Here is a 13,277-nt window from a genome sequence, read left to right on the forward strand (position 1 = left end):
CTGGACTTCTTGACGATCTCCTCGAGCGTCATCGACTCGAACTCGGTGCCCTTTTGCAGGTTGTTCAGGTTCACCACATAGGCGTTGTGGTGCTTGCCGTAGTGGTACTCGAGGGTTTCCTTCGAGTACTCGGGTGCCAGTGCGTCGAGGGCGTAGGGCAGGGGCGGGAGGGTGTGTTCCATGGTGGGTCTTTCCTTTCGGGTTTTGAAAACAGTCTGAATCAAGGCGCGTTTCTGGGGCTCACCTGGTAGGCGCAGCGCCGCGCGCCCGCAAGCACATGCTCGACGCGGCTCACGCTTGCGTCGGTTCCCAGCACTTCTTCGAAGAGCTGCAGTTCGCTGCGGCAAAAGCCCGTGCAGGCCCGCGCCGCGGTGCAGATGGGGCAATGGTTTTCTATGAAGAGAAAGCCCTCGCCCTCGGGCCGGAACTCGGCCATGTAGCCTTCGCGGCTGCGGATCTCGGCGAGCCGTTCGAGCTTCGTCTTCAGGCTGCGCGCGCCCAGCATCGCCTCGCGGTAGTTGGCGCGCATGGCTTCCTCGCGCGCGCCGATGAGCTGGTCCATGCCCTTCTCGCCGAACACGGTGATCACGGCGCTGATCATCTGCACCGTCATCTCGGCATGCGTGTCGGGAAAGCGTGCGTGCCCGGCGCCGGTCAGCCGCCATATCTGCGTCGGCCTGCCGCGGCCCGCCGGCCGGCTTTCGGCGTCGACCAGCCCATCGGACTGCAGCTTGACCATCTGCTGGCGCACCGCCTCCACCGTCACGTCGAGCACCTTGGCAATGTCGGGAATGCCGAGCGCGCCGCGGGTCTTGAGCGTGGACAGGATGCGGTCCGCCGGCTGGTGCGGCGTCCAGGCGGGCTTCAGGTCGAGGGGGCGGGCGGTCATCCTTTTATTTCACAGGTTTGGCTTTGATTATTGAATGACTGTGCATCCGCTGTCGAGGGCCTTGCGAAAGACGGGACGTCTTTACGGTTTCTTTATGCGGCCTCGCCGACTCTGTTCCCCGTTTTTACGGGCCCCTGCCGAGACTCGATGCCTTGGTTTCGCTGCAGGAGCAATGAATGGATTTCGTCTGGATGGGCGCCTTGCTGGCGCTGTGGGCCGCGCTGGCGGCCATGGCCTTCGGGCTGAACCGGCTCGAAGGGCCGGGCGCAATGAATGCGCCGAATGAGCTGAACACGGGCGAAGGAGAGCGGCCATGATCAGCCTCGAAGCGCTCTACGGCTTCGGCGCATTGATTGCCGTCGTGCTGTTTGCCTACCTGGTGTTCGCGCTGATCTGCGCGGAGGAGTTCTGAAATGACCGCCTCCGCCTGGACTTTGCTGGCCCTCTTTCTCGCGGCGCTTGTACTGCTGGCATGGCCGGTCGGCAAGTTTCTTGCCGCGCTGTGCGACGGACGCCTGCCGCGCTGGATGCAGCGCATCGAGGCGCCGCTCTACAAGCTCGCGGGCACCAAGCCCGGGCAATCGATGCACTGGCTGCGATATGCATTCGCGCTGCTGGCCTTCAATGCCGTTGGCGCGATCTTTCTGTACGCGCTGCAGCGCCTGCAGGGCTGGCTGCCGCTCAACCCCGCCGGCATGGGGGGCGTGTCGCCCGACTCGGCCTTCAACACCGCGGTGAGCTTCGTCTCCAACACCAACTGGCAGGGCTACGGCGGTGAATCGACGATGAGCTATTTCACGCAGATGCTCGGGCTCACGGTGCAGAATTTCTTCTCGGCCGCCACGGGCATTGCGGTGGCCTTTGCGCTGGTGCGCGGCTTTGCGCGTCGGGGCGACGGCAAGAGCGGTGGCCTGGTCGGCAACTTCTGGGCGGACATCACACGCATCACGCTGTGGCTGCTGGTGCCGCTGTCGTTCGCGCTGGCGGTGGCCTTTGCCGGGCAGGGCGTGATCCAGAACTTCGACGCCTACAAGACCGTGCAAACGGTCGAGGCGGTTGCAGGAACGCAAACACAGACGCTCGCCATGGGCCCTGTCGCGTCGCAGGAGGCCATCAAGATGATCGGCACCAACGGCGGCGGCTTCTTCAATGCCAACTCGGCGCACCCGTACGAAAACCCGACCGCCCTCAGCAACCTGCTGCAGATGATCGCGATCTTCCTGATTCCGGCGGCGCTGTGCTTCGCATTCGGCCGCGTGGTCGGCGACATGCGGCAAGGGTGGGCCGTGCTTGCGGCAATGACGGTGATGTTCGTGCTTGCGGTGATTGCCATCATTCCCGCCGAACATGCCGGCAATCCGCTGTTCGCTTCGATGGGGGTCGACCAGGCGGCGAGCGCGCTGCAAAGCGGCGGCAACATGGAAGGCAAGGAGGTGCGCTTCGGCATCGACGCATCGGCGCTCTTCGCGGCCGTGACCACCGCGGCATCTTGCGGCGCGGTCAATGCCATGCACGACTCGTTCACGCCGCTCGGCGGCATGGTGCCGCTGGTGCTCATGCAGCTGGGCGAGGTGGTGTTCGGCGGCGTGGGCAGCGGCCTCTACGGCATGCTGATCTTCGCGATGCTCGCGGTGTTCATTGCGGGCCTGATGATCGGCCGCACGCCTGAGTACCTCGGCAAGAAGATCGAGGTGCGCGAGATGAAGCTGATCTCCATCGCCATCCTGGTCACGCCCATCCTGGTGTTGGCCGGCACCGCGGTGGCGGTGATCGCAGGCGCCGGCAAGGCCGCCATCGCCAACCCGGGTGCGCATGGGTTCTCTGAAATTCTGTATGCGCTGAGCTCGGCCGCCAACAACAACGGCAGCGCCTTCGCGGGCCTTTCGGCCAACACGCCGTTCTACAACGGCCTGCTTGGGCTGGCCATGTGGCTGGGCCGCTTCGCGATGATCGTGCCGGTGCTGGCCATTGCCGGCTCGCTGGCCGCGAAGAAGCGCCTGCCGGTCACCGGCGGCACGCTGCCCACGCACGGGCCGCTGTTCGTCTCGCTGCTGATCGGCACCGTGCTGCTGGTCGGCCTGCTCAACTATGTGCCGGCGTTGGCTCTCGGGCCCGTTGTCGAACACCTGGTGCTCTGGAAATAAGGGGCGCGCACCATGACTGCCAATACAAAAACCTCTCTCTCGCTGCTCGACGCGGCGCTGGTCAAGCCTGCGCTGTGGGGCGCCTTCGCCAAGCTGGACCCGCGCACGCAGTGGCGCAACCCGGTGATGTTCATCGTGTACATCGACAGCATTCTCACGACACTGCTCTGGGTGCACTCGCTGAGCTTCCCGGGCGACACCGGCATGAAGCCCGCCTTCGTGCTGGCCATCACCGTGTGGCTGTGGTTCACCGTGCTGTTCGCCAACTTTGCCGAAGCCTTGGCCGAGGGCCGCAGCAAGGCGCAGGCCGCATCGCTGCGCGGTCTTCGCAAGGACACCTGGGCCAAGAAGCTGCAGGAGCCGCGCCACGGCGGCCAGTGGCTTCCGGAGCAAGCACCGAACCTGCGCAAGGGCGACGTCGTGCTGGTCGAGACCGGTGACGTGATCCCGCTCGATGGCGAAGTCATCGAAGGCGTGGCCTCGGTGGACGAGAGCGCCATCACCGGCGAATCGGCACCCGTGGTGCGCGAATCGGGCGGCGACTTCTCGGCTGTGACCGGCGGCACGCGCGTGCTGTCCGACTGGCTGGTAGTGCGCATCTCGGTGAACCCGGGCGAGTCGTTCCTCGACCGCATGATCGGCATGGTCGAGGCGGCCAAGCGCCACAAGACGCCCAACGAGATTGCGCTGACCATCTTGCTGGTGGCGCTCACGCTCGTGTTCCTGATGGTCACGGTCACGCTGCTGCCGTTCTCGGTGTTCAGCGTGGAGGCGGCGGGCGCGGGCACCGTGGTGTCGCTCACCGCGCTGGTGGCGCTGCTGGTGTGCCTGATTCCGACCACCATCGGCGGCCTGCTCTCGGCCGTGGGTGTGGCCGGCATGAGCCGCATGATGCAGGCCAATGTGATTGCCACCTCGGGCCGCGCTGTGGAAGCGGCCGGCGACGTCGATGTGTTGCTGCTCGACAAGACCGGCACCATCACGCACGGCAACCGCCAGGTGAGTGCCTTCCTGCCTGCGCCGGGCGTGACCAAGGCCCGCCTGGCCCGCGCCGCGATGGTCGCCTCGCTGGCCGACGAAACGCCCGAAGGCCGCAGCATCGTCGAATTGGCGCGTCGCGACGGACTCGAAGTCACGGCGGTGGAAGGTGCACGCTTCGTGCAGTTCACCGCGCAGACCCGCATGAGCGGCGCCGACCTGCCGGCGGCGCCCAACAGCCTGGATACTGAAGTCGTGCTGCTGCGCAAGGGCGCGGTCGATGCGATTCGCCGGCACGTCGAATCGATGGGCGGCAGCGTGCCGGCCGAGGTGCTGCGCGCGTCCGAGGAGACTGCGCGCCGCGGCAGCACGCCGCTGGCCGTGGCCGAGGGTAACCGCGTCCTCGGCGTGGTCGAGCTCAAGGACATCGTGAAGACCGGCATCAAGGAGCGCTTCGCCGAGCTGCGCCGCATGGGCATCAAGACGGTGATGATCACCGGCGACAACAAGCTCACGGCCGCAGCCATTGCGGCCGAGGCGGGCGTGGACGACTTCCTGGCCGAAGCCACGCCGGAGGACAAGCTGGCGCTGATCCGCAAGTACCAGTCCGAAGGCCGGCTGGTCGCGATGACCGGCGACGGCACCAACGACGCCCCCGCGCTGGCGCAGGCCGACGTGGCCGTGGCCATGGGCAGCGGCACGCAGGCCGCGAAGGAGGCCGGCAACATGGTCGACCTGGACTCGAACCCGACCAAGCTGCTCGAGGTGGTGGAGACCGGCAAGGCGCTGCTCATGACGCGCGGCTCGCTCACCACCTTCTCGATTGCGAACGACGTGGCGAAGTACTTCGCCATCATTCCCGCGATTTTTGTCTCGACCTATCCGCAGCTGGGTGCGCTCAACGTGATGCGGCTTGCGAGCCCTTCGTCGGCGATTCTGTCGGCGGTGATCTTCAATGCGCTGGTCATCGTGTTCCTGATTCCGCTGGCGCTCAAGGGCGTGCGCTACCGGCCGGTGGGCGCGGCCGCGCTGCTGCGCCGCAACCTGGCCATCTACGGCCTGGGCGGTCTGCTCGTTCCCTTCATCGGCATCAAGTTGATCGACTGGCTGCTGGTCGCCGTCCATCTCGTCTGAGGAGTTCTTCATCATGAACAACAACAGCATCATTCGTCCCGCGCTCGTGCTCTTCGCACTGCTGGGCGTGCTCACCGGCCTGATCTATCCGATGGCCGTCACCGGGGCCGCCAAGGCGCTGTTTCCGTCGCAGGCTGCGGGCAGCTTGGTCGTGCAGGGCGGAACCACCGTGGGCTCCAGTCTCATCGGCCAGAACTTCAGCGACCCGAAACACTTCTGGGGCCGTCCATCGGCCACCGCGCCGCAGCCTTACAACGCGAGCGCTTCGGGCGGCTCGAACCTCGGCCCGCTCAATCCGGCGCTGGCCGATGCGGTCAAGGGCCGTGTCGAAGCGCTTCGCGCCGCGGACCCGGGCAACACCGCGCCGGTGCCGGTCGATCTGGTCACGGCTTCGGCCAGCGGGCTCGATCCGGACATCAGCCCCGCCGCAGCGCGCTACCAGGCGGCCCGCGTCGCGCGCGTGCGCGGGGTGCCGGTCGAACAGATCAATGCGCTGATCGAAAAGAACACGCAAAGCGCACTTTGGGGCGTGCTCGGTGAATCACGCGTCAACGTTCTCGCACTGAATCTCGCGCTCGATGCTTCGGTGCGCTGAGGAGAAAAACCATGGCCTATGCCGCTTACCGTGAACACCCCGGCACGTTGCGAATGCATGCGCCCGTGACCGCCACGGGCTCGTTCTACGTCCTCGACGTCACCGTCTGCTGCGCCGACGCGCTGCGCGTGCGCCGCAGCGTCTCGGGTTGCCCCGATGCGGGCGTGGTGCGCTGCGAGCCGTTGCTGCACGCCCTCTGCTCGCAAGAGAGCGATGCGCCGTGCGTGCGTCTGATGATCCGCCTGCCCATCGCGAGCTACGCCGAGGTGCTGCACCGCCTGATCGAGTGCGTGCCCTCGGGCGAGATCGGCCGGCTCGTGAGCTGGCGCGAGCACCTGGCCCGCTGCGGGCTGCGCGATGGTCACTGACCTCTTCCACGTGCTGCTGGCGCTCGCGGCGCTCTTCATTCCGCTGGGCTTTGCCTGGTGGGTGCTCTCGCGCACGGCGCGGCGGCATGAGGCCAGGCGCCGCAAGCGCGGCCCGATGCGCTAACCTGCGCAGCCATTCCACGCTATCCATGCTCGACACCCGCCCCGACCCCGACGCCCTGCTTGCGCAACTGCGCAACGACGAGGCGCGCGCGCAACGGGGCAAGCTGCGCATCTATTTCGGCGCCAGCGCGGGCGTGGGAAAGACCTGGGCCATGCTGAGCGCCGCCCAGCGCGAGCGCGCCGCGGGCCGCGACGTGCTCATCGGCGTGGTCGAAACCCATGGCCGCAGCGAAACCGCCGCGCTGCTCGCGGGGCTCGACACCCTGCCCCTGCGCGAGCTGGACTACCGCGGCCGCACATTGGCCGAGTTCGATCTGGACGCGGCGCTGGCGCGCAAGCCCGCCGTGCTGCTGGTCGACGAGCTGGCCCACACCAATGCGCCGGGATCGCGCCACGCCAAGCGCTGGCAAGACGTGCAGGAACTGCTGGCCGCGGGCATCGAGGTGTGGTCGGCCCTCAACGTGCAGCACCTGGAGAGCCTCAACGGCACCGTCGGCGCGATCACCGGCGTGCGCGTGCACGAGACGGTGCCCGACACCGTGCTCGACGAGGCCGACGAGGTGGTGCTGGTCGACGTCACGCCCGACGAGCTCACGGCGCGGCTCGCGGCCGGCAAGGTGTATTTACCGCAGCAGGCCGAGCGCGCCGCGCAGAACTTCTTTCGCAAAGGCAACCTGATCGCGCTGCGCGAGATTGCGCTGCGCCGCACGGCGGAGCACGTGGAAGACGATGTGCGCGGCTGGCGGGTCGAGCAGTCCGGCGCGGCCGGCCGCAATGGAAAAGATGGGAATGGCGGCGCGCTGCAGGCCTGGAACACCTCGGGCGCGATCCTCGCGTGCGTCGGTCCGCACGAAGGCGCGGCGCAGACGGTGCGCACCGCGGCGCGGCTTGCGGGCCAGCTCAACGTGCGCTGGCACGCGGCCTACGTCGAGACGCCGCGGCTGCAGCGCCTGGCCGCTGAAGAGCGCGACCGCATCCTTGCGGTGCTCAAGCTGGCCGAGGAACTGGGCGCGGCCACCGCGGTGCTCACGGGCTCCGATGTGGCCGAGCAACTCTCCGAGCAGGCCCGCAGGCTGAACTGCGCCACGCTGGTGATGGGGCGTTCGGAGCCCGCGAGCGGATGGCACCGCTGGTGGCCCGCCGCGCCGGTGCCGCTGCCGCGCGCACTGGCGCAGCATGCACCCGCTCTCGACATCCTGGAGGTCGGCCGCGTCGACAGCGCGCGCCGCCTCGCACGCACGCCGCTCAACACGCCGCGTGCCGACGAAGGAGATCACGAAAAAGCGCCCATCCACTGGCCCGGCTATGCCTGGGCCACGGCCACCAGCGTGGCGCTCACGCTGGCCTGTACGCCGCTGGCCGGCGTCCTCGAACTCGCGAACATCGTGATGCTGTTCCTGCTGGGCGTGGTCGGTGTGGCCATGCGCTTCGGACGCGGGCCGTCGGCGCTGGCGGCCCTGCTCAACGTCGCGGCCTTCGATTATTTCTTCGTGCCGCCGCAGCTTTCGTTTGCGGTAAGCGATGTGCAATACGTGCTGACCTTCGCGATCATGCTGGGCGTCGGCCTGCTGGTGGGGCAGCTCACGGCCGGCCTGCGCTTTGCGGCCGGTATATCGACCAGCCGCGAACGGCGCGCACGCTCGCTGTTCGAACTCACGCGCGAGCTCTCGGCAGCGCTGGAGAGCACGCAGGTCGTCACGCTCGGTGCCGCCGCGGTGCAGGGCCACTTCGGCGGCCATGCGCTGGTGTTGGTGACGGACTCGGCCGACCAGCTTGTGCTGCCGAAGGAGCCGCCCGAGGGCTTCGATGCGCAAGTGGCCGACTGGGCCTTTCGCCACGGCCAGCCTGCGGGCCTTGCGACCGCCACGCTGGCAGCGCAGCCGTGGCACTACGTGCCGCTGCAGGCGCCAATGCGCGTGCGCGGCGTGCTGGCGCTGTCGCCCGCGCAGCCGCGCTGGCTGCTCATTCCGGAACAGGCGCAGCAGCTCGAAACGCTCGCGCGGCAGATCGCGATTGCGCTGGAGCGCGTGCACTACGTCGAAGTGGCGCAACAGGCCGTGGTCGAGATGGAGTCGGAGCGTTTGCGCAATGCCTTGCTCGGCGCGATCTCGCACGACGTGCGCACGCCGCTCACCGCGTTGATCGCGCTGGCCGAATCGCTGCAGACGCTGCCGCCCGAAGAACACGGCAACGCGGCGCGTGCCATCGTTGCGCAGGCGCACGAGCTGCATGCGTTGGTCAACAACCTGCTGGATATGGCGCGGCTCGAAAGCGGCATTGCGGGCGGTGCGGTGAACCTGCGGCGCGACTGGCAGTCGGTCGAAGAGGTCGTGGGCTCGTCGATCCGCGCGGCGCGCACCTCGCTGGGCGACACCGTCGTGCAGACCGCGCTCGCTGCCGACCTGCCGCTGGTCGAATTCGATGCGGTGCTGATCGAGCGCGTGCTCGTCAACCTGCTGGAGAACGCCACCAAATACGGCGCCCCGCCCATCGTGATGGGCGCACGCGCCGAGCCCGGCACCCTGGTGCTCACGGTGCGCGACCACGGCCCCGGCCTGCCCGCCGCGTTGCTGGGCCGTGAGCAGAAACTGTTCGACAAGTTCACGCGCGGAGAGGCCGAATCGGCCACACCGGGTGTCGGGCTGGGCCTGGCGATCTGCCGGGCGGTAGTGAGTGCGCATGGCGGCGAGATCACGGCGGCCAATGCGCAGGGCGGCGGTGCAGAATTCACCGTTACCCTGCCACGCCGCGAGCCGCCCGAGCCGGCCGAAGCCCAACTCTGAAGCCATGCCATCTCCCACCGCCATCGTGATCGAGGACGAGCCGCAGATTCGCCGCTTCGTGCGCGGCGCACTGGAGGCCGAAGGCTGGGTGGTGCACGAGGCCGGCACGCTGCGGGATGGCCTTGCGGCAGCCGGCACGCGCCAGCCCGACCTGCTGGTGCTCGACCTCGGCCTGCCTGATGGCGACGGCGTTTCGTTGATTCGCGATGTGCGGGGCTGGTCTGCGGTGCCGATCATCGTGCTGTCTGCCCGCTCCGACGAGGCCGATAAGATCGCCGCGCTCGATGCGGGCGCCGACGATTACCTCACCAAGCCTTTTGGCACCGGCGAGCTGCTGGCACGCGTGCGCGCCAATCTGCGCCGCCCGCGCGCAGCCAACGGCGACGATACGGCGGAAGCGCTGTTCCGTTTCGGAGAGGTAGAGCTGGACCGCGCCGCGCGCATCGTGCGCCGCGCCGGCGCCGAGGTGCACCTGACGCCTACTGAATATCGGCTGCTGTCGGTGCTGGTCGCCAACGCAGGCCGCGTGCTCACGCAGCGCCAGTTGCTGCGCGAAGTGTGGGGGCCGTCGCACACGGACCAGAGCCACTACTTGCGCATCTATATGGGGCATCTGCGGCAGAAGCTGGAGGTGGACCCGGCTCAGCCGCGGCATTTGCTGACGGAGACTGCGGTGGGGTATCGGTTGGTGGTTTAGCTGAGGGCCGCGGCATTCACGTCACCGCTGGCCGCAAGAAGAAATCAGGCAGCGACACCCTTGTTCGGATTCAGCAAGAACTTCTCCCCCGTCGCCTGCTTGCCATACACCCCAATGGCATCCAGCTGCAGCGCCTCCAAAAAGGAAACCTCCCGCGTGTACCGGCTCGCGAACGTCGTCTTCAACTCCGCGACCACCCGCGCCTTCAAACGCTGCACCCCCTCGTCCCCAAGCTTCTGCAAGAACGGAAACAGCAGCCACCCGCCCATGCCCCACGCCATGCCGAAGTTGCGCACGAACTCCGTCGGCGAGCGGTCGAGACCGCCGTAGATGTAGACCTGCTTGTGCGTGGTCGAACCGTAGCGGCTGTATTCCTTGGCGGTACGGTTCAGCGCCGCTTCCATGCAACCGAGGATCTGTCCCGCAAGCTTGCCGCCGCCGGTGGCGTCGAAGGCCAGTGTGGCGCCCGTTTCGACCAGGGCCTGCGTCAGGTCTTCAAGAAAGGTGGGCGAGCTTGCGTTGCACACGTACTTGGCGCCGATGCCGCGCAGCAGCGCCTCCTGTTCGGGCTTGCGCACGATATTGACCAGGTCGATGCCGTCCTTCTGGCAGATCTTGTTGAGCATCTGCCCCAGGTTGGATGCGGCGGCTGTGTGCACCAGCGCCTTGTGGCCTTCGCGGCGCATCGTCTCGACCATGCCGAGCGAGGTGAGCGGGTTCACGAAGCACGATGCGCCTTCGGCCGGCGCGGTGCCCGCGGGAAGCTCGAGGCACTGGGCGGCCGCCACGGCGCGGTATTGCGAATACATGGCGCCGCCGATGGCGGCCACCGTCTTGCCGAGCAGCGCCTGCGCCGCAGCCGACGAACCGGCTTTCACCACCACGCCGGCGCCCTCGTTGCCTACGGGCATCGACTGGTCCAGCCGCCCGGCCATCATGGGCATGCCGCGCTCGGGCACGGTGGCCGTGACGACCGGACGTTCGGGCGTGCCGGAGACCTTGGCGGTGCTCATGTCGGCCGCGCCGAACAGCAGGCCCAGATCCGACGGGTTCATGGGAGACGCCTCGACGCGGATCACCACTTCGTGCGCCTGCGGTTCGGGCACCGGATCGTCGTGCAGCGAGAGTTCGAGTTCGCCGTTCGCGCGGATGAGCGAGCGCAGTTGCAGTGCCATGAAGAACCCCTTGCGACCCCGAAGAAGGATCTGTTCGAAGGTGGCCCAAGGCCACGGGGCGGCCAGTATAGGAGCGGCCCGCGAAGTCTGCAGGCGCCTTCAGGACACCACGGGAATCACCGGCGCGTGGTCCAGCGCATGGCGCATCTTCTCCGGATCGAGCCGATCGATGTAGCGCGGAATGTTGCGCCACAGCGTGTGATAGCCGTAGCCCCCGCGCAGCATCTCGAGCCGCGCGCTCTCCTTGTCCCAGCCCTGCACCGCCATGCGATAGACCGCCGCCACCACGCCCGTGCGGTCGGCGCCGTGCATGCAGTGGATCAGCACCGGACCCTGCTTTTCGGCCTCTCGAATGGCCACCAAAGCGCGCAGCACCTTGGTGTCGTCGATGGACCAGGTGTTGATCGGCACGCGCACCAGCCGGATGCCGCTGCCCGCAAACACCTTCCGGTCGTCGTTGAATGAGCGCAGGCTCACGATGGTACGAATGCCCAGTGCCTTCAGCGCCGCCACGTTGGCGATGCGCGGCTGCGCGCTGCGGTACAGCGTGGGCGTGATGCGGTGCAGGTTTTCGACCTGGAGCGTGTCGAGCGGATCGGCCCAGTGCCCGGGCCGCGGCACGGCTTGCGCCGCGGCGTTGTCGTCGCGGTCTTTGCGTTTCGCGCGCCTTATGCTCATTTCGCGCGCCGCCAGTGCCGGGTTACCAGGATCAGCAGGGCCACCGCCAGGCCGCCCCAGTAGTCGACCGGCGCGCCCCAGACCCAGTGCTTGTGCCAGAACGCATCGACCGGATTGAAGCGTGCCCAGCCGAAGGCCGGGTTGATGATGAACCACAGGAAGTCTTCGCAGACCCAGAAGACGATCAGGCCCGCAACGGCCAAGCCCACGTCGCGCCAGGTCCAGCGGCCGTTGAAGGCCAAGGGCGCAAAGAACACCAGCGCCATGAAGGTGAACACCCAGGCGTGATAGCCGGTCATCGCACGGCCGCCCCAGAAAATGTCGAGCCAGATGTTGTTCTCGATGCGCCAGGTGGGCAGTGACGTGGCCCAGCCCGCGCCGCCTTCGATCTGGATCTCGGCGTTCGCAAAGAAAAAAGCCATCACCACCACCCAGGCCAGGTAGCCGATGGTGCGGGCCACGCCCGTTTTCTCCGTCGTTCCGCTCATGCTGCTTCACCCAAGACGCGCTGCAGCACCGTGGCCGCCGCCCGCGGCTTGCCGAGCGCGCGGCTGCGGCGAGCCATGTCGGCCAGCTTGGCGGGGTCGGCCATCAGGCGCGCCACCTTGTAGTCGAGGCCGATCGCGTCGTAGGCGAGCCAGGCCGCGCCTTCTTCCATGAGAAAGCCGGCGTTGTGCTCTTCCTGGCCCGGAATCGGCGATATCAGCAGCATCGGCTTGCCGAGCGCGAGGCACTCCGACACCGTGAGACCGCCCGGCTTGGTCACCACCAGGTTGGCTGCGGCCATGAGCTTGTGCATTTCGTTCGTGAAGCCGATCGGCACCACGCGGCCGGGGTGGCGCGCGGCCACCGCCTGCAGCCTGGTGTGCGCCTCGGCGTTGCGGCCCGCCACGGCAATGACCTGGAAGCCGCTGTCGCCGCCGAGCGAAAGCACGCGTTCGACCATGCTCGGCAGGTCGCCGACGCCCGCGCCACCCGAGGCCATCAGCAACACGGGCCGCGCGGGGTCGAGGCCGAGCGCCGCGGCGCAGGCATCGCGCGCGAGGGCCGGTGCATCGGGCTCGGAGAAAGCCGGCATCACCGGAATGCCCGTCACATGGATGCGTTCGGCCGGAATGCCGCGCGCCCGGAGCCTGAAGGCCACTTCTTCCGTCGCGGCCAGGTAGCCCGCCATGCCCGGCACCAGCCACATGTTGTGCAGGTCGTAGTCGGTGATCTGCAGCCACACCGGAAAGTCGATGCGTCCGCGGTTGCGCTCGCGCATCAGCAGCTCGGCCGGCAGAAAATGGGTGCAGATCACGGCGTCGGGTTTCTCGCGGCGGATCTCGCGCACCAGGGCGCCGGTGCTCAGCCGCTCGATGCCGCGGCGCAGCCGCTGCGAGGGCGCGTGGTGCGGCGTGGCGTCGGCGCGCTGGTGCAGGTAAGACCACAGCTCCGGCGCACGGTTCACGAGCTGGATGTACCAGTCGGTGTACACCTTCCGAAAACCGCCGGCCACATGGGCCATGGCATCGATGTGGACCGCCGTGTGCGGCGGGGCCGATTGCATGGCGGCTTCGAGGGCTTGCGCTGCGCGCACATGGCCGTTGCCGGCGCTCACACTGAGGATCAGGATTTTTGTCATTCGGGTCCGGGGCCGTCGGCGGGCCATTGGCGCGCATTATCCCCATGCAATGCGACACATCCCGCCGACACCGACCATGGGCGAAAATG

14 protein-coding genes and 1 pseudogene are annotated in these 13,277 nt (G+C 67.7%); 9 read left to right on the plus strand and 6 right to left on the minus strand.

What is annotated here, in order from left to right:
* A pseudogene (locus V9K97_RS26310) lies at positions 1 to 182 on the minus strand (superoxide dismutase [Fe]); the annotation flags it as partial.
* Positions 183 to 220: 38 nt separating this feature from the next.
* Complete coding sequence (locus V9K97_RS26315; protein ID WP_337321722.1) at positions 221 to 889, minus strand: helix-turn-helix transcriptional regulator; 669 nt, start codon at positions 887 to 889, stop codon at positions 221 to 223.
* Positions 890 to 1,065: 176 nt separating this feature from the next.
* Between V9K97_RS26315 and V9K97_RS26320 the strand changes: the two genes are divergently transcribed.
* The 9 genes from V9K97_RS26320 to kdpE are packed head-to-tail and all read left to right on the plus strand — an operon-like array spanning position 1,066 to position 9,711.
* Positions 1,066 to 1,206, plus strand: a complete 141-nt coding sequence (locus V9K97_RS26320; protein ID WP_337298748.1) for a hypothetical protein — start codon at positions 1,066 to 1,068, stop codon at positions 1,204 to 1,206.
* The gene (gene kdpF, locus V9K97_RS26325; protein WP_041943086.1) at positions 1,203 to 1,301 is read left to right on the plus strand and encodes a K(+)-transporting ATPase subunit F; all 99 of its coding nucleotides are present in this window, start codon (positions 1,203 to 1,205) and stop codon (positions 1,299 to 1,301) included. Before V9K97_RS26320 ends, kdpF begins: the two co-directional genes overlap by 4 nt.
* A 1-nt stretch (position 1,302) precedes the next feature.
* Entirely contained in the window at positions 1,303 to 3,033 is a 1,731-nt protein-coding gene (kdpA, locus tag V9K97_RS26330; protein ID WP_337321724.1) for a potassium-transporting ATPase subunit KdpA, read from the plus strand.
* Positions 3,034 to 3,045: 12 nt separating this feature from the next.
* Positions 3,046 to 5,145, plus strand: a complete 2,100-nt coding sequence (gene kdpB, locus V9K97_RS26335; RefSeq protein ID WP_337321726.1) for a potassium-transporting ATPase subunit KdpB — start codon at positions 3,046 to 3,048, stop codon at positions 5,143 to 5,145.
* 13 nt (positions 5,146 to 5,158) lie between these two features.
* A complete protein-coding gene (gene kdpC, locus V9K97_RS26340) occupies positions 5,159 to 5,740 on the plus strand; it encodes a potassium-transporting ATPase subunit KdpC (RefSeq protein ID WP_337321728.1) in 582 nt (193 codons plus the stop codon).
* Between the two features lie 11 nt (positions 5,741 to 5,751).
* Positions 5,752 to 6,108, plus strand: coding sequence for a hypothetical protein (locus V9K97_RS26345; protein ID WP_337321730.1), 357 nt, complete (start codon positions 5,752 to 5,754; stop codon positions 6,106 to 6,108).
* The gene (locus V9K97_RS26350; RefSeq protein WP_337321732.1) at positions 6,098 to 6,232 is read left to right on the plus strand and encodes a hypothetical protein; all 135 of its coding nucleotides are present in this window, start codon (positions 6,098 to 6,100) and stop codon (positions 6,230 to 6,232) included. The genes V9K97_RS26345 and V9K97_RS26350 overlap by 11 nt, the downstream gene beginning before the upstream one ends.
* 25 nt (positions 6,233 to 6,257) lie before the next feature.
* A complete protein-coding gene (locus tag V9K97_RS26355; RefSeq protein ID WP_337321734.1) occupies positions 6,258 to 9,014 on the plus strand; it encodes a DUF4118 domain-containing protein in 2,757 nt (918 codons plus the stop codon).
* 4 nt (positions 9,015 to 9,018) lie between these two features.
* The gene (gene kdpE / locus V9K97_RS26360) at positions 9,019 to 9,711 is read left to right on the plus strand and encodes a two-component system response regulator KdpE (protein ID WP_337298742.1); all 693 of its coding nucleotides are present in this window, start codon (positions 9,019 to 9,021) and stop codon (positions 9,709 to 9,711) included.
* Between the two features lie 44 nt (positions 9,712 to 9,755).
* Here the strand turns inward: kdpE and V9K97_RS26365 are convergent, their stop codons facing one another.
* The 4 genes from V9K97_RS26365 to V9K97_RS26380 form a co-directional block, all read right to left on the minus strand.
* Positions 9,756 to 10,886 carry a zinc-binding dehydrogenase gene (locus V9K97_RS26365; RefSeq protein WP_337321736.1) on the minus strand — a complete coding sequence of 377 codons (1,131 nt, stop codon included), beginning with the start codon at positions 10,884 to 10,886 and terminating at the stop codon, positions 9,756 to 9,758.
* 99 nt (positions 10,887 to 10,985) lie between these two features.
* On the minus strand, positions 10,986 to 11,564 hold the full coding sequence (locus V9K97_RS26370) for a dual specificity protein phosphatase family protein (RefSeq protein WP_258502779.1): 579 nt from the start codon (positions 11,562 to 11,564) through the stop codon (positions 10,986 to 10,988).
* Positions 11,561 to 12,052 (minus strand): hypothetical protein, encoded by a 492-nt coding sequence (locus V9K97_RS26375; protein WP_337321738.1) that lies wholly within the window; start codon positions 12,050 to 12,052, stop codon positions 11,561 to 11,563. The genes V9K97_RS26370 and V9K97_RS26375 overlap by 4 nt, the downstream gene beginning before the upstream one ends.
* Positions 12,049 to 13,188, minus strand: a complete 1,140-nt coding sequence (locus V9K97_RS26380; protein ID WP_337298738.1) for an MGDG synthase family glycosyltransferase — start codon at positions 13,186 to 13,188, stop codon at positions 12,049 to 12,051. Before V9K97_RS26380 ends, V9K97_RS26375 begins: the two co-directional genes overlap by 4 nt.
* Positions 13,189 to 13,277: the final 89 nt, after the last annotated feature.

Source organism: Variovorax sp. CCNWLW186, assembly GCF_037203865.1.
Lineage (GTDB): Bacteria > Pseudomonadota > Gammaproteobacteria > Burkholderiales > Burkholderiaceae_C > Variovorax.